Source organism: Kitasatospora sp. NPDC001159 (assembly GCF_053598235.1).
This window is the reverse complement of the sequence record NZ_JBSFJV010000033.1, coordinates 13289-31951: the sequence shown is the minus strand read 5'-3', so window position 1 is coordinate 31951 and position 18663 is coordinate 13289. Positions and strand designations below refer to the sequence as shown.

Sequence of the window (18663 nt, the reverse complement as noted above, 5' to 3'; positions counted from 1 at the left end):
GGTCCATTTCACCGTCCGATATTCGGACCTCTGGTTTCCGGCCACCGGAGTACGTCACTCAACTTGGCCGGATTCCATGGAGCACCCACCTTCCGTAACTACATCGTGATATCGGCGTGACCGGGCTGAGCCGTGAACCACGTGAGTGATCGGTGCTGCGGCGTGTGCTGCGGCGGGTCACCCCGTCGCCGTTCGGCGGGTGACCGCGAGCACCGCCATGTCGTCGTCGCGCGGCCCACCCGTCCACCGCGCCACGTCCGCCACCAGCGCCTCCCCCGGCCCCGCGAACGGACCCAGAGGGGCCAGCCCGAGCACCGGGTCGTAGAACTCCCCCGCCGAATTCCGGGCCTCGGTCACCCCGTCGGTCACCAGCAGCAGCGTGCACCCCGGCGGGAACGGCCGGGTCTCCGGTATCCCGAGCGGCACGCCGAGGTCCGGCGCGCGGTGCGACTCCTCCCGGAACGCGCCCAGCAGCACCAACACCGCCCCCACCGCTACAGCCCCTTGCCCCGCACGTCCGCGATCAGCACCCGCACGCCGTACGGGGTCGCCTGCAGCGCGTAGGCGTCCCCGCCGATCAGCGCCTCGTCCTGGGCCGCCCGGTAACAGGCCGCGACCTCCAGTTCCCCCACCCGCCGCGGCGGCTCCGGCAGCACCGCCCGCTGCGCCGCCTCCGCCACCGACCGCACCCGGGCCAGCCGCCTCCCGTGCCGCGTCACCACCCGGTTCACCCCGACCCCGAGCAGCGCCGCGAACAGCGTGTTGAACAGCTCCAGATAGCCGGCCCGGGTCCCGATCGACCCGTCCTGCAAGGACAGCAGCAGGATCCCGGTCACGTTCGCCACCCCGGCGGCCACCGTGTCCCGCAGCGTCAGCAGCGCACCCGCCAGTACGGCGGCCGCCGCCAGCATCGGATCGCCCCAGTAGGCGGTCGGTTCCAGCGAGTTCAACGCCAGCCCGCCGACGATCAGCAACCACGGCGCGACCCGCACGTACGGCGGCCACTGCGCGGACCTCGGGGTCATCGACGACCTGACTTCCGTCTCGCCATGCACTCGGAAGGGGTGCTTCCGATCGTAGGCACGGCGGGTGGCGGGCGCAGGTCAGGCGGCGGAGGGGACGACGGAACGCGCGACGGGCGGACCGGGGCCGCCCTCAAGGAGTGGCTGTTCAGCTACGTGCGGTAGTACCGCTCGCGCCCCGCACAGCCCCTACCCACCCCACCCGAACCCCCTACCCACCCCACCCGAACCCCCTACCCACCCCACCCGAACCGCTCCGCCCCCTCCCCCGCCAGCAGCCCGCGCGGCACCCGCCGCCCGTACGCCACCAGCAGCAGGTGCTCCGCCCGGCCCTCCACCACCGAGCGCCCCTCCCCGTACGACCACTCCACGTCCGTCGCCCGCAGTCGCACGCCCTCCAGCCGGGCGCCGAAGAAGCGTACGCTTCGCGCCGCGACCGCGCCCAGCAGCGCGACGGCGCGGGGCAGCGGGAGGCGCGCGGGCATCCCGAGGGCCACGGTGATGTCGAGGCCGTGGACCGCGTCATGGGCGAGGGCCGCGATCCGGCCGCCGACCGGGGGCCGCCAGGGGTGCCGCGCGTGGTCGGCCAGGGCGGCGGACAGCTCACCGTCGGTGAGGGCGGCAGCGTCCCGGCGGGCGACACGGTCCGACATCCGATGGATGTTCCCGCCGGAGCGGGCCAGCTCCCAGGCCGTCCGAGCCCTCGACTGCCGGAAGCCGGTGCTCATGTGGGCGGCCACCTCCCGCACCCGCCAGCCGTCGCACAGCGAGGGCGAGTTCCACTGCTCCGCTGTGAAGCCGGTGAACACCCCGGCGAGTTCCCGTCGCTCCGCCGCGATCTGCTCGCGGATCCATTCCACACCCTGGTCCTGCCGCACGCTCTCCATGCCCCTCAGCCTGCAGTGCCCGCCGTCCGCACGTCCAAGACCAGGCAGTTCTGCCACCTATGATCAACAGTTATGGAACTCCGGCAGCTCCAGTACTTCGTCACCGTCGCCCAGCACGGCAGCTTCACCCGGGCCGCCGAACTGCTGCACCTGAGCCAGCCCGGAGTGAGCGCCCAGATCCGGCGGCTGGAACGGGAGTTGGGGCACCCGCTGCTCGATCGCTCGGGCCGCACCGTCCGGCTGACCCGGGTCGGCGAGGCGGTGCTGCCGCACGCCCGGGCCGCCCTCGCCGCCGCGGCGGCCGCCCGGCAGACGGCGCAGGAGTTCGGCGGGCTGCGGCGCGGGCACGTGCGGCTCGGCATGGTCGCCGGGGCGGCGCTCACCCCGCCGTCCGCTCTGGGCACCTTTCCGGGGCTCGCCACCACGCTCGCCGCGTTCCGCCAGGAGCACCCCGGCATCGATTTCTCGCTCGCCGAGGACACCACCGCACGGATGCTGGCCGCTCTGCGTGAGGACGGGCTGGACCTCGCCGTGATCGGCCTGCCGACCGCCGAGCGCGGGCAGGAGGGAGACGACGGCTGGACGAGCCTCACCGGGCTCGACCTGCACACCGTGCTGGAGGTACCGCTGGTCGCGGTGTGCCCCGAGGACCATCCGCTCGCCTCCGCGCCGGACGTTCCCCTGCCCGTCTCCGCGCTCGCCGGGCACGCCCTGGTGAGCACACCGCGCGGCACCGGTCTGCGGACGGCCCTGGAACGCGCACTCGCCGAGGCGGGGGCGAGCCCGACCGTGACCGTCGAGGCCGCCGCCCCACCCCAGTTGGCCGAACTCGCCGCGCACCGGCTCGGCGTGGCAGTGCTGCCGGACCCGGGGCCCTCCCCCGACCTGCGGATCCGGCAGCTCACCGATCCCGTCCCACGCGTGCGGATCGCCCTGGCCTGGCCGACCGGGCGACGGCCGGCACCGCCGACCGCCGCCCTGCTTGACCACCTGCGCGTCGCGTACCCGGGACCTTGACGCACTCCTACCCGGCCGCCGCCGCGCCGTCGCCGATGTGCAGCACGGCGGCCGCCCCACGGAGGGTCGACCGGTCGAAGAAGTAACCCTGCTGCGGGGCCGTGTCGGTACGGGCGCGGGCTTCGCCGAGCGCCGAGGCCGCCACCAACTCCCATGCCCTGTCCGGCCTCTGCAGCAGGGCCTCGTACGTCCCGGGCGCCGGCTCGCCCAAGCCGAGCACCTCGCTGCGCCCGAGGCTCCCGGCGACGTAGACGTACCGCTCGCCCAGCAGCGGGCCGACGATGCGGCCCGCACCGTTCCAGCGGCAGTCCAGCTCTCCTCCCGCCCAGCTGCTCGGGGCTTGCTGGAGGTGCAGGTTGTGGGCGAACACCAGGGTCGGCCCGCGCTCGGCCTCGGCGGCGCGGATGTCGAGCAGGTTCTGCGCCATCAGCGCGTCCCGCAGCCCGAGCAGGCCGGCCACCCGGTCGCTCAGCCCGAGGCCCTGGATCGCGGCCTGCGCGTGGTAGCGCAGCAGTCCGATCCCGGCCTGCAGGTGCGTCCCGGCCCGGAGCCAGTCGGCGCGCGAGCCTGCCGCGATCAACTCGGGTGCTCGTACGTACAGTTGGATCAGCATGTCGTCGGCGACGCGGCGCAGCGTCCCGGCCTCGGGGGTGGCACCGGGCGAGCTCGCCCCGTCCAGCACCGCCTGCTCGCGGCTCCAGCGCTCGCCCTCGCCCGTCAACGCCGCGATGTCGAAATCGAGTTGGAGGTAGTCGCGGGCGTGTTCGAGATAGCCGCGGGGGCTGGGGGCCATGGTGTTCTCGGTCGGGATGTCGAAGCCGTGGCAGGCCAGCTGTTCCCCGGGTTCCCGGTCGCGGTTGAACTCTCGCATCCAGGCTACGAGTTGGCGGTTTCCTGACTGGGCGCCGAAGCCGTGCGTGAAGCCCTCGGCCAGCACCGCGTCGAGGGTGCCCGGGCCGCCCCGGACGTAGTCGTCCACGGCGAGCGCGGCCACCCGGTCGGTCTCCAGGGCGATCGACCGGTAGCCCCGCTCGACCAGTCGGGCGAAGAGTTGGTTGCGGACCCGCCCGAAGGCCGGCTCCTGGTGCGTCGGCTCGCCGAGCGCCAGGAGCTCGCAGGAGGGGGTGAGGAAGTCTCGGATGTCGTGACTCATGGAGCTCAAGCGTATCCTTGAAAGCTCGGTTGAGGCTTTCAGCGACAGCGCCCCTCAACCATGGAGAAAAGTTTCAAACGAGAGGCCAACGCCACCATGCGCCCCGCCGACCTCGCACGCGAGCACGGCCTCTCGACCCAGGCCGTCCGCAACTACGAGCGCGACGGCTTCCTCCCGCCCGCCGAGCGCACCCCCAGCGGCTACCGGATCTACACCGAACTGCACGCCGCCGCACTGCGTGCCTACCTCGCCCTGGTCGCCGCGTACGGGCACGCCACCGGCGGCCGGATCATGACCGCCGTCCACGCCGACCGCCTCGACGAGGCCCTGACCGCCATCGACCGGGGCCACACCCAACTCCTGCGCGACCGCGAGGCCCTCACCGCCGTCCGCCAAGCCGTCGACCACCTGACGGCGAAGCCCACGGTGCGACCCCCACGCGTCCCCGGCCCGCTCAGCATCGGCGACCTCGCCCACCGCCTCGCCCTCACCCCCGCCACCCTGCGCACCTGGGAGGCCGCCGGCATCCTCGCCCCATCCCGCGAGCGCACCACCGGCCACCGCCGATACGGCCCGGACGACGTCCGCGACGCCGAACTCGCCCATCTCCTCCGCCGCGGCGGCTACCCACTGCCCCACATCGCCACCGTGCTGGAACAGGTCCGCACGGCGGGCGGAACGGACTCCCTGGCCGAGGCCCTCGACGCCTGGCACCACCGCCTCACCACCCGCGGCCGGGCGATGCTCACCGCGGCCACCCGCCTCAACGGCTACCTCACCCTCGGGCCCGGCGGCCTCGCATAGCGCCGAGGAGGCCCCGCCCGACCAGGCGGCTTCACGCCGCCGCAACGGGGCGCTCTGCCTACCCAAGACCCACCTCGGCAATGTGTTCGCCGCCACCGCGATCAACATCGTCCGCCTCGACTCCTGGCTCAACGACACACCCCTCGGCCAGACCCGCATCTCACACCTCGCCGCACTCGACCTGGCAGCCTGACCATCCAGCCCGGTTTGCGGATTTCCCAACGGAGTCGGTCACGAGGGGGAGGAACTCACCGAGGAAGATCTCGTCCAGGAAGGTGACCTCGGCCTCGGGCAGCATTCCGGCGGTCTCGAACTCGACCCGCCCCGCCCGGAGTCGGCGCAGGTCGACGGGGCCGAACAGTTCGTTGGGCTCGGTGAAGCGGCCGAGCAGGTACTCGAAGTACCGGCCGCCGAGCTGCGCCGCGACCCGCCGCACAGCCTCCGACTTGGCCGTACCCGGGGCGGCGACCACCAGCAGGTGCTCACCGGCGACGGCGCACAGCGCCACCACCTCGGCCACGGTCTAGCGCCCGACCATGCCCCTTCCGGCAGCGGCCACGGCGGCGGCTATCCGCTCGGCGTCGGAGGGCGAGGCGGCGGGGCCGGGTGTCGGGGCGGTGGTGATGGTCTCGGTCACGAGCACCGGAGTCTACGGCGGCCCGGGCGACGCCAACCAGCGGGTTTCCGCTGGTTGGCCTCCAGGGCCTCGCCGCGTCGGCCAAAGCGGTGCAGGGCGACCACGTACCGGCCGCGCTGGCTCTCATGGGTGCGGTAGCGGTCGGCCAGGAATCACTCTCCGTCAGTTCTGTTTCACGGCAGCCGTTCCCACCCGGCCGAGCGAGCGGTCGGGGAGGATGACGACGAAGAGCAGTCCCGCACCGCCGAACATGAACAGCGCGAGGTGGTGCAGCCCGCCCGTGGTGGCGCCGTCCGGGAAGAAGGCGGCGTTCGCCGCCGAGGCCGCCATCGCGCCGAGGTACATGAAGGTGCGCAGCAGCCCGGCCGCGGAGGCGATGGCAGCCGGGTCGGCCTGGTGGTACAGGGCGCTCTGGTTGCCGAGTCCGATCAGCCCCTGCGGGATGCCGGCCAGCACGCCGACGGCAATCAGCAGTGCGACTCCACTGGTCGAACCCAGCAGCAACAGAGCGGCGCAGGCGGCCATTTGGAAGACCGATCCGACCACCAGCTTGCCACGCACGGCCGCACTGCGGCCGGTGACGGCGGCGGACGCGAGGCCGGTGAGCGAGAGCGGCAGCAGGACCAGCCCGGCGGAGGCCGCACTCAGGCCACGCCCCTCCTCCAGCCACTGGGTGTAGCCGTAGAGGAAGGCGTAGGTGCCGGTGTTGCCGAGGACCTGGCGCAGATAGGTGGCGATCAGCGGACGGTTGCGGGCGAGCGCCCGCAGGTCGATGAAGGGGTTGCGGGTCCGCGTCTCGCGCACCGCGAAGCCGACGGCGGCCAGGGCGGTGAGCACCGGCAGGTACCAGAGCGCGGTGCTGGGCCTCATCACGAACAGCATCAGTGCCAGCAGGAGGATCGCGAACAGTGCGATCCCGGCGTGGTCGAGCCGGTCCTCCCGGATACGGCGCGGCGCCGTGGTGGGCAGGCGGGCGACGCCGAGCGCCAGACAGGTCAGCGACAGCGGGACGTTGACCGCGAAGACCGTCCGCCAACCGCCGAGTCCGATCAGCAGACCCCCGAGGGTGGGTCCGATCACCGCGACGGTCTGGCCGGCGACGGCGAGCACGGTCAGCACACTGGTGGGGCTGCTCTGCCCGGTCCGCTCGGCCTCGCTGCGGGTGAGGTGTATCGCGGCGGGGTAGGCGGCGGAGGTGCCGAGGCCGAGCAGCACCCGGGCGGCGACCAACACCCCGAGCGAGGGCGCCAGCGCACCGAGTACTCCGGCCAGACCGACCAGGGCCGTTCCGGCCAGGTAGAGCCGGCGCGGCCCGTAGTCGTCCACCAGCCGCCCGATCACCGGTTGGCCGACGGCGGTGGTGAGGTAGAGCGCGGTGACCAGCCAGGCGGTCTCGGCGGGCGGCGCACCGAAGGCGGCGCCGACCGGGACCAGGGCCACCGCGATCATCGAGGAGTTGATCGGGTTGAGCACCGAACCGAGCACCATCGGCGCGAGCAGCCGACGGTTGAACTCGCCGCGCGGGGTGGGCCGTTCATCGTGACGCTCGGGCTGCTGACCACCCGGCGACTTGCGGCGGCCCCGGAGCCGGGCCAGCAGGGTCGATGGGCCGGTCACCGCCGGTTCAACCGATCGATCAGCGGCAGCGCCTCCAGCACGGCGGCCCGCTCGGCCTCGGTGAACTCCTCCTGGAGGGCCCGGGCCAGCCACTCCTCACGCGCCCGACGGCTGTCCGCGATCCACGCCAGGCCTGCCTCGGTCAGACTGACCAGCTGGCGGCGCCCGTCCTCTGGGTCGGGCCGCCGCCCGACCAGCCCGTGCTCCTCCAGTGCGGCCAGGGTGGCGGCCATGGACTGCGGACGGACCCGCTCGGCGGCGGCCAGCGCGCTGGGCGAGGCCGGGCCCTCGCCGATCAGCCTGCTGAGCACGGCGGTCTGGGAGGGGGTGAGATCGCTGACTCCCTGGATCTTCGCCAGGAGGGTACGGCGCAGCCGGCTGAAGACGGCACGCAGCTCCCGGGCGGCCACGGCCGCCGAGTCCGCAGGGTCGGCGGAGCCGGTGGGGTGTGCGGAGTCGGCGGGGGCTTCGAGGGTGGCTTGGGAGGTTCGCTTCTCGGTCACGACTCCACGGTAATTTCATCAGTCTGGGCTGTCCAGTCTCGCTGTACATTTTCCGCCGACGCCGGACTCCCGCACCCGGCAGCCCTGGCGCACCCCGATAATGACGTCATGATCGACAAGCAGCTCCGCGTCGTGCTAGCCGAGGACTCAGTGATCCTCCGGGACGGCATGGTCGAGCTCCTGACCGCCCGCGGCTGCGCGGTGGTCGCGACCGCCGGTACAACCCCCGAGCTGGTCGCCGCCGTAGCCGAGCTCCGGCCCGACGTGGCCGTGGTGGACATCCGGATGCCTCCCACCCACACCGACGAGGGCATCCGGGCGGCGATCGAGATCCGGGCCGCCTCGCCCGAGGTCGGGATCCTGGTCTTCTCCCAGCACGTGGAGACCGCCTGGGCGGCCCGGCTGCTCGCCGGTGGCGCCGCCGGCATCGGCTACCTGCTCAAGGAACGGGTGGCCCGCACCTCCGAGTTCGTGGACGCCCTGCACCGGGTCGCCGAGGGCGGCACGGCGCTCGACCCGGAGATCGTCAACGGGCTGATGCACGGCGGACGGCGCAGCCGGGTGGACTCGCTCACCGCACGCGAGCGGGAGGTACTGGAGCTGATGGCCCAGGGCCGTTCCAACCGCTCGATCGCCGGGCTGCTCACCGTGTCGGAGCGGGCGGTGGAGAAGCACGTGGCCGCCGTGTTCACCAAGTTCGCCCTGCCCGCGACGGACGCCGACAACCGACGGGTCAAGGCGGTCCTCGCCTACCTCGCGGAGACCGGCGCCTGACCGGCCTCCCGGCGCAGGTGCGGGTCCGGGTCCCGGCGCAGGTGCGGGTGAGAGTGAGGGTGCGGGCGGATCCGGGTCCCGGTCAAGGTCCGAATCCAAGTCCAGGTGCGTCACAACCTGCTGGGCAGCTCGGCGGTGACGGTCGTCGGCCCGCCGGGCGGGCTGTCCACCCGCAGCGCCCCGTCCACCGCCGCGAGCCGTTCGGCCAGCCCCGCCAGACCGGTGCCCGCGCCGATCGCCGCACCGCCGCGACCGTCGTCACGGACCGTCAGCCGTACCTGCCCTTCGACCACGCTCGCGGTTAGCTCGGCCGTGTCCGCGCCGCTGTGCTTGGCGACGTTGGTGAGCAGCTCCGCCGCGCAGAAGTAGACGGCGCGCTCGATCACCTCCTCCGGCCGCTCCCGCAGGTCCAGCCGGACCGTGACCGGGACCGGCGAGGTGGCGGTGAGTCCGGGCAGCGCCTCGGCCAACCCGCCGTCCAGCGCCACCGGGTGGATGCCCCGGGTCAGACGGCGCAGCCCGGCGATGGTGTCGTCGGTCTGGCCGCGGGCCCGGTCGACCAGGGTGCGCAGCCGTCCCGCCCCGGCGCCGGGGCCCGGGTCGGCCGGGGCCAGGTCGGCGAGGGCATCGTCGGCCAGCGAGAGGGTGATGGCGAGCGCGACCAGTTGCGCCTGGGCGCCGTCGTGCAGGTCGCGTTCCAATCGCCGCAGCCGGTCGGTGCTCTCGGCGAGCAGCGTGGCCCGCGCACTCTCCAGCTCGCGCACCCGCTGCTGCGAGCGCGCCGGCCCGAGCAACACCCGGGCGAGTACGCGGTTGGCACGGCTCAGGGCCCGCAGCGCGGCCGGTACGGCGGCGAGAACCGCGAGGCCGGCCGGCAGCCCCAGCACGTCCAGCCAGCCCGCCGGCCGGGGCCCCGGCTCCAACAGCCTTACCCACAGCGGGAAGGCCGCCAGCCAGACGCAGCTCAGTGGCAACCCGACCACGACCAGGAAGCCGAGCGTCCCGAGGGGCAGCCGTAGGAAGAGGTAGAGCAGCGCCCGCCAGGCCACCGGGTCGGTCAGCACCACCCGCCCCCGGGCGAACGCCCCGGAGGGCCGTTCCCGCGGCGGCGGCGCGGCCACCTGCTCGCCCAGCAGCCGCCCGACCAGCCGCCGGTGCAGCCCACCGATCCCCCGTGCGCCGACCAGGGCGGCCACCAGGAACGGCAGCCCCAGGACGGTGAGCGAGAGCAGCACCCCCGTGTAGAGCACGGCCACGGCGTAGACCCCGCCCAGCACCCCGAGCGGCAGCCCCAGGACGGCGAACGCCACGTCACCGCCCCGCACCGTCAGAACCCGCCGCCACCCAGCCACCACGCGCCTCACCGTTCACTGATCAACCGGCCCCCAGCATCCCCCAGGCGCCGGCCCGACCGCCGCACACCCACCCGGGCAACCGCCAGGACACACGCCCCTCAGCGCCCACAACGACCGCCAGCCACCCGGACCATCGCCCGTCCCTCCTCCCGCTCCCCGAGCCACCGCCAACACGCGCGGCTGACCACCCGCCGCCCGACACCTCACCCCCGCTCCCCGCCCACCTCCTCCACCGCACGCCCGCCGACCGCCCACAGCCCCGTGCCCACGATCCCCGGCACCGTGAGCACCGCCGCGCCGGCCACCACCCAGGCACAGGCCGTGCCCGGCACCACCGGAACCATCGAGCCAGTGACCGCCCGGCTGAAAGCCCCCGTCGCCGCGGCCGCCACCGCTGCGCCGAGCAGCACACCCACCGCGGTCGTCAGGACGGCCTCGACGGAGAGCATCCGCATCAGCTGCCTGCGCGTGGCTCCTACCAGCCGCAGCAGCGCGAACTCACGGCGCCGGTCGGCAGTCAGCGCGACCAGGGTGTTGACCGTGGAGACAGCCGCGAAGCAGACCAGCAGCCCGAGTTCCGCCTGCCGCAGCCAGACATCGCTCGCTTTGGTGACGCTGGTCGTCGCACCGGTCGCCCAGGCCGCGTGCTCGACGGTGCTGGTCATGACCAGCACCGTCACCGAGAGTCCGACCAGCAGCGCGACCGGAACCACCGCCGAGGAGAGCCGGGCCGCGTACCCCCGCAGGTTGGCGTCCGCCAGCCAGCCCGCCCGAGGCGCCAGTGCCCGGATCGGGACGCCGAGCACCGCTGCCAGCACCCGCGCCGCCAGTGGCCCCAGCAGCCCGACCGCCGCCAGCAGCACCAGCGAACCGAGCAGCGCCGCCTGCCCCGCCTTGTCCAACTCCCTGGTCGGCCTGCCGGCGGCCAGCCGCAGTAGCAGGACACCGCCCGTCAACACCGCCACCCCCGCCAGCAACCGCAGCACGCCCGTCCGCCGCTGTCCGGCCGCGCTGTCGGTCAGCGCGGCGGCCGGGGCAGGCCGGATGACCCGCCGGGCCGCGACGGCGGTGGCCGCCAGGCCGACCAGTAGCGCCACCGCGAGCGCGATCAGCATCGGCACGGGCGTCCCGGGTATCCGCAGGCCGGGCGCGGCCATGCCACGCCGCTGGAGCGCGGTGAGGAAGGCGCGGGCCCCGAGCAAGCCCACCACGCAGCCGGGGACGACGGCCAGCAGGACCGTTGCCGCGACCTGGGCGCGGACCAGCCGCCGTATCTGCCGGGGTGTCGCCGCGACCGTCCGCAGCAGCGCGAGGTCACGGTGCTGCTGCCGGAGGGTGAAGCCGAGCGCGTTGACCACGACGAACAGCGCGACCAGGACGGCGATCTCGCCGAACGCCCCGGCGATCGCCACCAGGCCGGGCCCGGCCACCGCGGCCCGGGTCACGGCCGCCGGGGCCGTGAGCTGCGCCGCGGCCAGTGAGCCGAACAGCGTCACCGCCCCGACCGCCAGGAACAGCGCCGCCGCCAGCCCGGCGAAGGCCGTTGGTCGACGCCGGATCTGACTGACCGCTAGGATCAGCACGGAATCACTCATCGCCCTCACCCACCCAACCGGCTCAGCCGCTCGCCGACCTGCGCCGCTGTGGGCCGGATCAGCTCGTCCACCAGCACCCCGTCCGCGAGCAGCAGCACCCGGTCCGCGTACCCGGCGGCCACCGGATCGTGCGTGACCATCACGCACGTCTGCCCGTCCACGTCCACCCCCGCGCGCAGCAGGTCGAGGATGTCGTGGCCGGTCGCCCGGTCCAGCGCGCCGGTGGGCTCGTCGGCGAACAGCACCTCCGGCCGGGCGACCAGCGTGCGGGCGATCGCCACCCGCTGCTGCTGGCCGCCCGACAGCTCGCCTGGTCGGTGGCGCTCTCGCCCGGTCAGGCCGACCCGGGCGAGCGCCTCCCGAACCCGGGCGCGCTCCGGTGGACGGCCGGCCAACCGGCCTGGCAGCTCGACGTTCTGTGCGACGGTCATCGCGGGCATCAGGTTGAAGGACTGGAAGACGAACCCGACCCTGGTCCGCCGAAGTTCCGCCAGCCGCCGTTCGGGCAGCCGGGACACCTCCGTGCCGCCCCAGCGGACGGCGCCCCGGGTGGGGCGGTCCATCCCGGCCAGGCAGTGCAGCAGGGTGGTCTTGCCCGAGCCCGAGGGCCCCATCACCGCCGTGAACGTCCCCGGCGCGAAGGCCACGGAGACCCCGCGCAGCGCCCGGACGGCGGCCCCGCCGCGCCCGTACTCGCGGTACAGCCCCTCACCGGTGAGCGCCGCGTCCGTCACCGTGTCCTGCGCCGCCGCTGCGGCGGCTGTCGTCATCCCGTTCATGCCCTCAATCCTGGGCATCCGGGACCGGGAGATCGATTGTGCCAGCACCCCGATTCGGGGTTCGGAAAACCGAACCCCGCAGGTGGAACTAGGTCCCCTCGGGCCGGTTCCGCAGCTGCCAGCGCCAGATCGCCTCCGCCCGATCGTCGTACTCGTACTCGGGCCCGGTCAGCTCGCCGACCCACTCGGACGCCAGGGCCGTCCGCAGGTCGTCCCGGAGCGAGAGCCCGTACGCGCCCTCCAGCCGCACCCGCAACTCGTCCTCGTCCAGCAGCGCCGCGAGGGCGTCGGCGACCTCCGCCGTCCGGTCCCCGGAGGCCGCCGGGACGTGCCCGGCCGCCACGCGTACGCCAGCCTCCTCGTCCCGGACGAGCGTGAGCCGGGCTGCCCTGGTCTCCCCCGTCAACCGCCGTCGCCGAGGGACAAGGGCCGCGCTGCAACGGACCGACGGCACCGGATCCCGCGCCAGCCGCAGCAGACGGACGACGACCTCCGCCAACAGCGGGGTGCCGTACGTCCGCAGGCAGTCGGAGGCCCGCCGGCGCGCCCGCGGATCCGGGTGGTCGACGTGACGCAGCCCGGCGCCCTCGACGCCCGACGGCCAACGTATCGACAGCGGCCCGGGCCCGCACCGCCGCAACCAACCGATCATCTACGGTCATCAGTCCCCCAGGCCGACCCTAGCGCGCTCCGCCCACCCCGGGCCCGCACTTTTCCGGCCGCGAAAAACGGGCTCCCCCGACCCGCCCGAGGAGGGATCATGATCAGGTGACCATCGACCTGCTGCCCGGCCACGGCGTTCGTCTGCCCGCCCCGCTGCCCGAACTGCGCTTCGGCCTCACCGAGGCGGCAGTGCGCGCGCTGCTGGCCCCGCACGGCGAGCTACTGCCGGACGGGGTGCGTCCGACCTTCGTCTGCCGCTCCCGCTGGGCGCTGGGCTTCGAGCTGCCCGGAGTGGCGGTCACACTCTCCTCGGGCGACGGTGACGGCCTGCAGGGCGTCATGGTGGGCCGGAACCCGAACGACGACCGGCCCGCCTGCCCGGTCGGGTACCACGGGATCGACCTGTTCGGCTGGCCCGCCCACGAGTTGGTGGAGGCGCTGCGTGCCGAGGGCCTGCCTGTGCCGGACCCGAGCAGCGGCAGCCTGCGGTACGACACACTGCGCCTCTCCCGGAACGTCCGATGCCGTCCGCCCCTGGTCCCCGGCCGGAAGCCGCGCCACGAGCCGCCGTTCCACTTCGACCACGTCTCCCTCCACAGCACCGCCCCCCGAGGCCACCGCGTAACCACGTACCCGACCGGCACCGCCACCGGTCCGCACGACGCCGCCTTCCTCCCCCGCCTGGAACTCTCCCCGCGCCGGTCCGGGCAGCCGATCACCGCCCCGGTCCCCAAGCTCGGCGGCCAGCCCTGCTGGCTGGCCGAACCCGCCTGGCCGCTCTCCCCCACCACCGGTGAACCGCTGGTGTTCATCGGCCAGTTCCCCGTCCCGGGCGAGGAATCGCGGCTCGCCTACCTCTTCCTCGCCGCGGACGACGCCCGCATGGGCGGCCGCGATCCGGAGGCGGGCGACGGCCTGCTGCTCATCCAGCCGGGCGGGCGGATCCCGCCCTTCGCTGTCATCGGACCGCCCGGCACCCGGGGCCGTACGCTCTGGCGGCGCGAGCCCGACGGCGAGCGGACACCGGTCGAGTTCCACCTCGACCTGGTGCCACTGTCGGCCGACCTGAACCGGTCGATGGATGGACGAGCCGCCTTCCAGCGGTACTGGCGCGGCGAGGGCCCCGAGGTCCCGTTCCCGGACGGCCCGCACGTCCACGACCACCTCGGTGGTATCCCCTCCTTCCCGAGCGGCCGGGCCGAGGTCGGCCCGGACTGGCGGTACCTCTTCTCCCTCTCGAACGCCTGCGAGGAGGACGATCCGTTCTTCCTCGACTTCGACTACGGCGACGGCTTCGGCTTCCTCAGCCCGGACGGCCTGGAGGGTCGCTTCTTCTGGGACGTCGGGGTGTAGCCGCACCCGATCCCCCTGTTGTCCAAGGCATCCAAAGCCATCCAAAGGAGTCACCATGTCCACCACCGCCCCCCTCAACGTTGCCGTACTCGGCCCCGGCGGCGTCGGCGGCCTGATCGGCGGGCTGCTGGCCCGCGACGGCCACCGGGTCGTCTGCCTGGCCAGCGAGGAGACCGCCGCCGTCCTCAACCGGGACGGCCTGCAGGTCAACAGCGCCCAGTTCGGCGAGTTCACCGCCCGGGTCGACGCCGCCACCGAGCTGCGCGAACCGGTCGACGCCGTCTTCGTGACCGTCAAGGCGACGGCGCTGACCGCCGCGCTCGACCGGATCCCGCCGCAGGTCCTCGGCGGGGCGATCGTCGTCCCGCTGCTCAACGGCCTCGACCACATGGCGCTGCTGCGCGAGCGCTACCCCGCCGCCCGGGTCACGGCCGGGACGATCCGGGTCGAGGCCACCCGTACCGCGCCCGGCCGGATCGAGCACACCAGCCCGTTCGCCACCATCGAACTTGCCGCCCCGGTCGAGGAGTTCGCCGAGCGGCTACGGCACACCGGCCTGGACGTCACCCTGCGCGAGAACGAGACGGCGATGCTCTGGAGCAAGCTGTCCTTCCTCGCCCCGTTCGCCCTGCTGACCACCCGGCACGCCGACGGGATCGGTGTCGTCCGCAGCGAGCACCGGGCCGAACTCCTCGCCGTGCTGGACGAGATCACCGCCGTCACCAAGGCGGTGGGCGCCCCGGCAGACCCGCAGACCCTGCTGGCCGCGTTCGACCGCATCCCCGGGACGATGAAGTCCTCGATGCAGCGCGACGTGGAGGCCGGTCGCTCAACCGAGCTCGACGCGATCGGCGGCGCCGTGCTGCGGGCCGCCGAGGCGCACGGCGTCGACACCCCGACCATCGCCCGGCTGGTGCGCGAGCTGGCCTGACGAACCCTTCCGGCAGACCCGCCGATTCCGGTTGCGGGGCGGCTGACTCCACGAGTAGAACTCCTGAGGTGATGTCAGCCGACCACCGCAGCGCTCCCGTGTGGAGCCACATCGATGACTTCCTGCGCGCCCACGGGGCCGACCGGATCCCGCATCCGGGCGGCACCCTCCTGGAACACCTGGCCCGGGTGGCGGCACTGTTGGCGGAGTGGGACACCGACTCCACCGTCCAGGCCGCCGGGCTCTGCCACGCCGCGTACGGGACCGACGGGTTCGACGGCGCCCTGCTCGGGCTGGACGAGCGGGACACCCTGGTCGAGCTCGTCGGCCACCGCGCCGAGGCGCTGGTCTACCTGTACGCCAGCTGCGGCCGGGCCGCCGTCTACCCACGCCTGGGCCTGGACGAACAACCGCTGTTCCACGACCGGTTCACCGGGGACGACCACACGCCGCCGGAGGAGGACCTGCGTGAAGTTCCACCCTGCGGTTGGACACTCTCCGTCTACGCCGCGAGGCTGTGACCTTGCTGGTGCCGCCGGCGGATCCTGCCCGATACCCGGCGCTTGACAGCACCCCAGGGGCGGAATGAATATTCATTCCGTGACTCCGTCCAACAAACCCGACCTTGCCCAACGGCTGCTCGACGCTGCCATCGCACTGTTCGCCGAGCGCACCTACGAGGGCACCCAGATGCCCGCCGTTGCGCAGCGCGCCGGGGTGGGGGTGGGCAGCATCTACCGCTACTTCCCGAGCAAGGAGGCGCTGGGCAACGCCGCCTTCCAGCACGCCAAGCAGGCGCTGTTGGACCGGCTGGCCGAGACGTTCGCCGAGGACGGCCCGGCGGTGGACACCCGGGAGGAGTTCGGCCAGTTCTGGCGCGGCTTCACGCGGTACGCGAGCGACCACCTGGATGCGTTCGTCTTCCTGGAGCACCAGCAGCACGACACCTTCCTGGCTCCCGAGAGCCAGGCCCTGGCCGCGCAGATCGACGCGCTGGCCCAGGACTTCATCGAACGCGGGCAGCGGGCCGGCGAGATCCGCGCCGGAGACCCGGAACAGCTGGTCGCGATGGCCATGGGGGCGTTCGCCGGACTGCTGAAGCAGCAGCGCCCCGCAGGTCTCGCCCAGCTCTCCCCCGAGGCCCTCGCCCAGGCGGAAGAAGCCGTCTGGGACCTCCTGCACCGAAAGGCCGGCTGATGACCACCGCCAAGACCGTCCTGATCACCGGCTGTTCCTCGGGCATGGGTCGGCGTACCGCGCTCGCCCTGCACCGGCTGGGCCACCGCGTCTACGCCACGGCCCGTCGACCGGAAACGCTTGCCGAGCTGGCCGGTGAAGGCTTGATTACCCTGGCGCTGGACGTCACCGACGAGGCGTCCATGGCCGCCGCCGTGGCCCGGGTCAAGGAGGAGCACGGTAGCGTCGACATACTGATCAACAATGCCGCGTACGGCCTGCACGTGCCGGTGGAGTCCGCCACGCCCGGCGAGGTGCGGGCACAGTTCGACACCAACGTCTTCGGGCTGGTCCGGATGACCCAGCTGGTGCTCCCCGGGATGCGGCGTGCCGGGCACGGACGGATCGTCAACCTGTCCTCCATGGGCGGGCGTTTCTCCCCGCCCGGTGGTGCGTTCTACCACGCGAGCAAGCACGCCGTGGAGGCGATCAGCGACTCGCTGCGGCTGGAGGTCGCGCCATTCGGCATCAAGGTCGTGGTGGTCCAACCCGGGCCCACGATCACCGAGTTCGCCGACACCGCGGTCGGCACGATGCGGACCGAGGCCGACCCCGCCGACCCGTACGGGCGGTTCCGCGCCGAGCTCGCCGACATGTACGCCAACAAGGCCTTCCGCCGCCGCAACGGCGCGGTACCGGCCGAGGCGGCGACCAGGGTGATCGTCCGCGCGGCGACCACCCGCAGGCCGCGGGCGCGGTACGCGATCGGGGCGATGGCACGCGGAACGATGCTGGCCAAGCGGCTGCTGCCGGACGCCGCCTTCGACACGATGATGCGGATGAACTTCCCACTGCCGAGCGCGTGAACCCGCCGCGCCCGCGGACGGGTCCGCTCCCTGTCCAGGGCCCGGAGGAGATCAGGCCCGATGAGACCGTGACCGACTGACGCCCCCTTCTGCCGTCTCCCCTTGGGCGGGTCCGGGTCTGCCCAGCAAACGGCTAGTACGAAAGTCCCCCGTCCTCGGGCTGTTGCCCCAGGTCAGGCCGCTCCGGCGGGTTGTCGGGTGACCTGGTAGCCGAGGCGGACCAGTTGGCTGACGAGCCGTCGGGCCTGCCGGGCCTCGCCGGTGCGTTCGAGGAAGCAGTCCCCGCCGAGATCGTGATACTCGATGTCGTTGGTGAACGTGTGCCACACGGCGACGAGGATCGAGTGCTCGAGTGCGACCAGGGCTCTCTTCTTGCCGCGGCGGGAGGCGATACGCCGGCAGCGGGCACTGAGGTAGGTCCCTTTGGAGCGGGCCGCTGAGGTGGCGGCCTGTCCGAGGACCCCCTTGAGCCAGGGGTCGCCGCGGCGGGTCCTGCCAGTGCTGCGCTTGCCGGCGGACTCGTGGCTGCCCGGACAGACCCCGGCCCAGGAGGCCAGGTCAGCGGCCGAGGGGAACCTGGTGATGTCCGCGCCGATCTCCGCCAGAACCACCTCGGCCGCACGGGTGCCGGCGCAACGCCTGCCACAGCAGCCGGAACGCCTCCCGGCACGTCACAACGTCCGCGACGACCAGGTCGAACCACTCCCCCACGAAACGGATCTCGATGGTGCCGCCGTCGGGCACGGCGACCGGAGCGTAGCGGCCCACCGGCTGGCGCTGGTGCACGAAAAGCCCGGCCAGCCTGTCCCGGCCGGAGCCGGTGGCGATGGCCCACCGCTCCGACGCCGTGTTCAGCCACGCCGCGACCGCGTCCTTGAGCGTGCTGTACCGCTCGGCGCCGTCGTGCCACGGGGCGCCGGCGGTGATGTAGACCCGCTCGGTGCCCGGCGCCGTCGCCGGGACGGCATCCAGGATCTCGCCCGGGGTGCGGGAACCGAGGTCGGCCCGGACCACCTGGTCGCGCGCAACCAGAACACCGGCCGCCGCGTCGAGGAATGTGGAGCGGGCCTGCTGGACGAAGTTCGGGCGCTTGGAGGCCAGGGGTGCCCACCGCCTCAAACGGGGCGCCCGCCGGGCCCTCGGGAACGGTGGGCAGCTCACACGGCCAGGCTTCGGCCATCGGACGCGGCGCGGCAGCGACCGGAGCGACCGTGGCAGCAGGCTCGGTGACCGGCGCGGCCTCCGGTGCCGGTGGCTTCTCCGCCGCCTTCTTGGCTTCCTTCTTCTGCCGCTCTTCCTGGCTCTTGTGGCAGGGGTAGCAGCGTCTGCCGGGGCGGCGGGTCCACGAGCGGCCGGTCTCGTAGACGTGGCTGGACTCCTCTTTGGGCACGTCGCCGCAGTCGGTGCAGGCCGGGCTCTGGAGGAAGGCGCGGTGCCGGCGGTCCACCTCGGCCCGGCGACCAGGAGAAGGCCGACCCCGAGGGCGAGGGCGCGGCTCCGCACTGCTGAGCACCGCCCTCGCCCGGTTGGC

20 protein-coding genes and 1 pseudogene are annotated in these 18663 nt (G+C 73.4%); 8 read left to right on the top strand and 13 right to left on the bottom strand.

Annotated elements, in window-relative coordinates; all coding sequences use genetic code 11:
- Positions 1 to 177 precede the first annotated feature (177 nt).
- The 3 genes from ACWC9T_RS18995 to ACWC9T_RS18985 form a co-directional block, all read right to left on the bottom strand.
- Positions 178 to 492 (bottom strand): SpoIIE family protein phosphatase, encoded by a 315-nt coding sequence (locus tag ACWC9T_RS18995; RefSeq protein ID WP_449822187.1) that lies wholly within the window; start codon positions 490 to 492, stop codon positions 178 to 180.
- A 2-nt stretch (positions 493 to 494) separates the two neighbouring features.
- Positions 495 to 1025 (bottom strand): hypothetical protein, encoded by a 531-nt coding sequence (locus ACWC9T_RS18990; protein ID WP_449822186.1) that lies wholly within the window; start codon positions 1023 to 1025, stop codon positions 495 to 497.
- Between the two features lie 230 nt (positions 1026 to 1255).
- Positions 1256 to 1909, bottom strand: coding sequence for a maleylpyruvate isomerase family mycothiol-dependent enzyme (locus ACWC9T_RS18985; protein WP_449822185.1), 654 nt, complete (start codon positions 1907 to 1909; stop codon positions 1256 to 1258).
- Positions 1910 to 1981: 72 nt separating this feature from the next.
- Here ACWC9T_RS18985 and ACWC9T_RS18980 point away from each other — a divergent pair, with 72 nt between their 5' ends.
- A complete protein-coding gene (locus ACWC9T_RS18980; protein ID WP_449822184.1) occupies positions 1982 to 2926 on the top strand; it encodes a LysR family transcriptional regulator in 945 nt (314 codons plus the stop codon).
- Between the two features lie 7 nt (positions 2927 to 2933).
- Here ACWC9T_RS18980 and ACWC9T_RS18975 read toward each other — a convergent pair whose 3' ends face one another.
- On the bottom strand, positions 2934 to 4079 hold the full coding sequence (locus ACWC9T_RS18975) for an erythromycin esterase family protein (RefSeq protein ID WP_449822183.1): 1146 nt from the start codon (positions 4077 to 4079) through the stop codon (positions 2934 to 2936).
- 60 nt (positions 4080 to 4139) lie between these two features.
- Here ACWC9T_RS18975 and ACWC9T_RS18970 point away from each other — a divergent pair, with 60 nt between their 5' ends.
- Complete coding sequence (locus tag ACWC9T_RS18970; protein WP_449822182.1) at positions 4140 to 4883, top strand: TioE family transcriptional regulator; 744 nt, start codon at positions 4140 to 4142, stop codon at positions 4881 to 4883.
- 160 nt (positions 4884 to 5043) lie between these two features.
- Here the strand turns inward: ACWC9T_RS18970 and ACWC9T_RS18965 are convergent, their stop codons facing one another.
- The 3 genes from ACWC9T_RS18965 to ACWC9T_RS18955 form a co-directional block, all read right to left on the bottom strand.
- Positions 5044 to 5403 (bottom strand): AAA family ATPase, encoded by a 360-nt coding sequence (locus ACWC9T_RS18965; RefSeq protein WP_449822181.1) that lies wholly within the window; start codon positions 5401 to 5403, stop codon positions 5044 to 5046.
- A gap of 279 nt (positions 5404 to 5682) precedes the next feature.
- Positions 5683 to 7119, bottom strand: a complete 1437-nt coding sequence (locus ACWC9T_RS18960) for an MFS transporter (RefSeq protein ID WP_449822222.1) — start codon at positions 7117 to 7119, stop codon at positions 5683 to 5685.
- 14 nt (positions 7120 to 7133) lie between these two features.
- Entirely contained in the window at positions 7134 to 7547 is a 414-nt protein-coding gene (locus tag ACWC9T_RS18955; protein WP_449822221.1) for a MarR family winged helix-turn-helix transcriptional regulator, read from the bottom strand.
- Positions 7548 to 7748: 201 nt separating this feature from the next.
- Between ACWC9T_RS18955 and ACWC9T_RS18950 the strand changes: the two genes are divergently transcribed.
- Positions 7749 to 8414: a response regulator transcription factor gene (locus ACWC9T_RS18950; RefSeq protein WP_449822180.1), complete on the top strand. Its 666-nt coding sequence runs from the start codon at positions 7749 to 7751 to the stop codon at positions 8412 to 8414.
- Between the two features lie 110 nt (positions 8415 to 8524).
- Here the strand turns inward: ACWC9T_RS18950 and ACWC9T_RS18945 are convergent, their stop codons facing one another.
- The 4 genes from ACWC9T_RS18945 to ACWC9T_RS18930 form a co-directional block, all read right to left on the bottom strand.
- Positions 8525 to 9724, bottom strand: a complete 1200-nt coding sequence (locus ACWC9T_RS18945; RefSeq protein ID WP_449822179.1) for a sensor histidine kinase — start codon at positions 9722 to 9724, stop codon at positions 8525 to 8527.
- Positions 9725 to 9972: 248 nt separating this feature from the next.
- Positions 9973 to 11364 carry an FtsX-like permease family protein gene (locus ACWC9T_RS18940; RefSeq protein WP_449822178.1) on the bottom strand — a complete coding sequence of 464 codons (1392 nt, stop codon included), beginning with the start codon at positions 11362 to 11364 and terminating at the stop codon, positions 9973 to 9975.
- A gap of 5 nt (positions 11365 to 11369) precedes the next feature.
- Positions 11370 to 12134, bottom strand: coding sequence for an ABC transporter ATP-binding protein (locus ACWC9T_RS18935; RefSeq protein ID WP_449822220.1), 765 nt, complete (start codon positions 12132 to 12134; stop codon positions 11370 to 11372).
- Between the two features lie 97 nt (positions 12135 to 12231).
- Positions 12232 to 12783, bottom strand: coding sequence for a hypothetical protein (locus tag ACWC9T_RS18930; RefSeq protein ID WP_449822177.1), 552 nt, complete (start codon positions 12781 to 12783; stop codon positions 12232 to 12234).
- Positions 12784 to 12911: 128 nt separating this feature from the next.
- Here ACWC9T_RS18930 and ACWC9T_RS18925 point away from each other — a divergent pair, with 128 nt between their 5' ends.
- The 5 genes from ACWC9T_RS18925 (at position 12912) to ACWC9T_RS18905 (ending at position 17132) form a co-directional block, all read left to right on the top strand.
- The gene (locus ACWC9T_RS18925; RefSeq protein ID WP_449822176.1) at positions 12912 to 14159 is read left to right on the top strand and encodes a hypothetical protein; all 1248 of its coding nucleotides are present in this window, start codon (positions 12912 to 12914) and stop codon (positions 14157 to 14159) included.
- A gap of 55 nt (positions 14160 to 14214) precedes the next feature.
- Positions 14215 to 15090 carry a ketopantoate reductase family protein gene (locus ACWC9T_RS18920; protein ID WP_449822175.1) on the top strand — a complete coding sequence of 292 codons (876 nt, stop codon included), beginning with the start codon at positions 14215 to 14217 and terminating at the stop codon, positions 15088 to 15090.
- A 71-nt stretch (positions 15091 to 15161) separates the two neighbouring features.
- Entirely contained in the window at positions 15162 to 15611 is a 450-nt protein-coding gene (locus ACWC9T_RS18915; protein WP_449822174.1) for a DUF6817 domain-containing protein, read from the top strand.
- Positions 15612 to 15690: 79 nt separating this feature from the next.
- The gene (locus ACWC9T_RS18910) at positions 15691 to 16287 is read left to right on the top strand and encodes a TetR/AcrR family transcriptional regulator (protein WP_449822173.1); all 597 of its coding nucleotides are present in this window, start codon (positions 15691 to 15693) and stop codon (positions 16285 to 16287) included.
- Entirely contained in the window at positions 16287 to 17132 is an 846-nt protein-coding gene (locus tag ACWC9T_RS18905) for an SDR family NAD(P)-dependent oxidoreductase (RefSeq protein WP_449822172.1), read from the top strand. The genes ACWC9T_RS18910 and ACWC9T_RS18905 overlap by 1 nt, the downstream gene beginning before the upstream one ends.
- A 173-nt stretch (positions 17133 to 17305) precedes the next feature.
- Here the strand turns inward: ACWC9T_RS18905 and ACWC9T_RS18900 are convergent.
- A pseudogene (locus ACWC9T_RS18900) lies at positions 17306 to 17755 on the bottom strand (transposase); the annotation flags it as partial.
- Positions 17691 to 18251, bottom strand: coding sequence for a hypothetical protein (locus ACWC9T_RS18895; protein ID WP_449822171.1), 561 nt, complete (start codon positions 18249 to 18251; stop codon positions 17691 to 17693). The gene ACWC9T_RS18895 and the pseudogene ACWC9T_RS18900, both read right to left, overlap by 65 nt.
- Positions 18252 to 18663 lie beyond the last annotated feature (412 nt).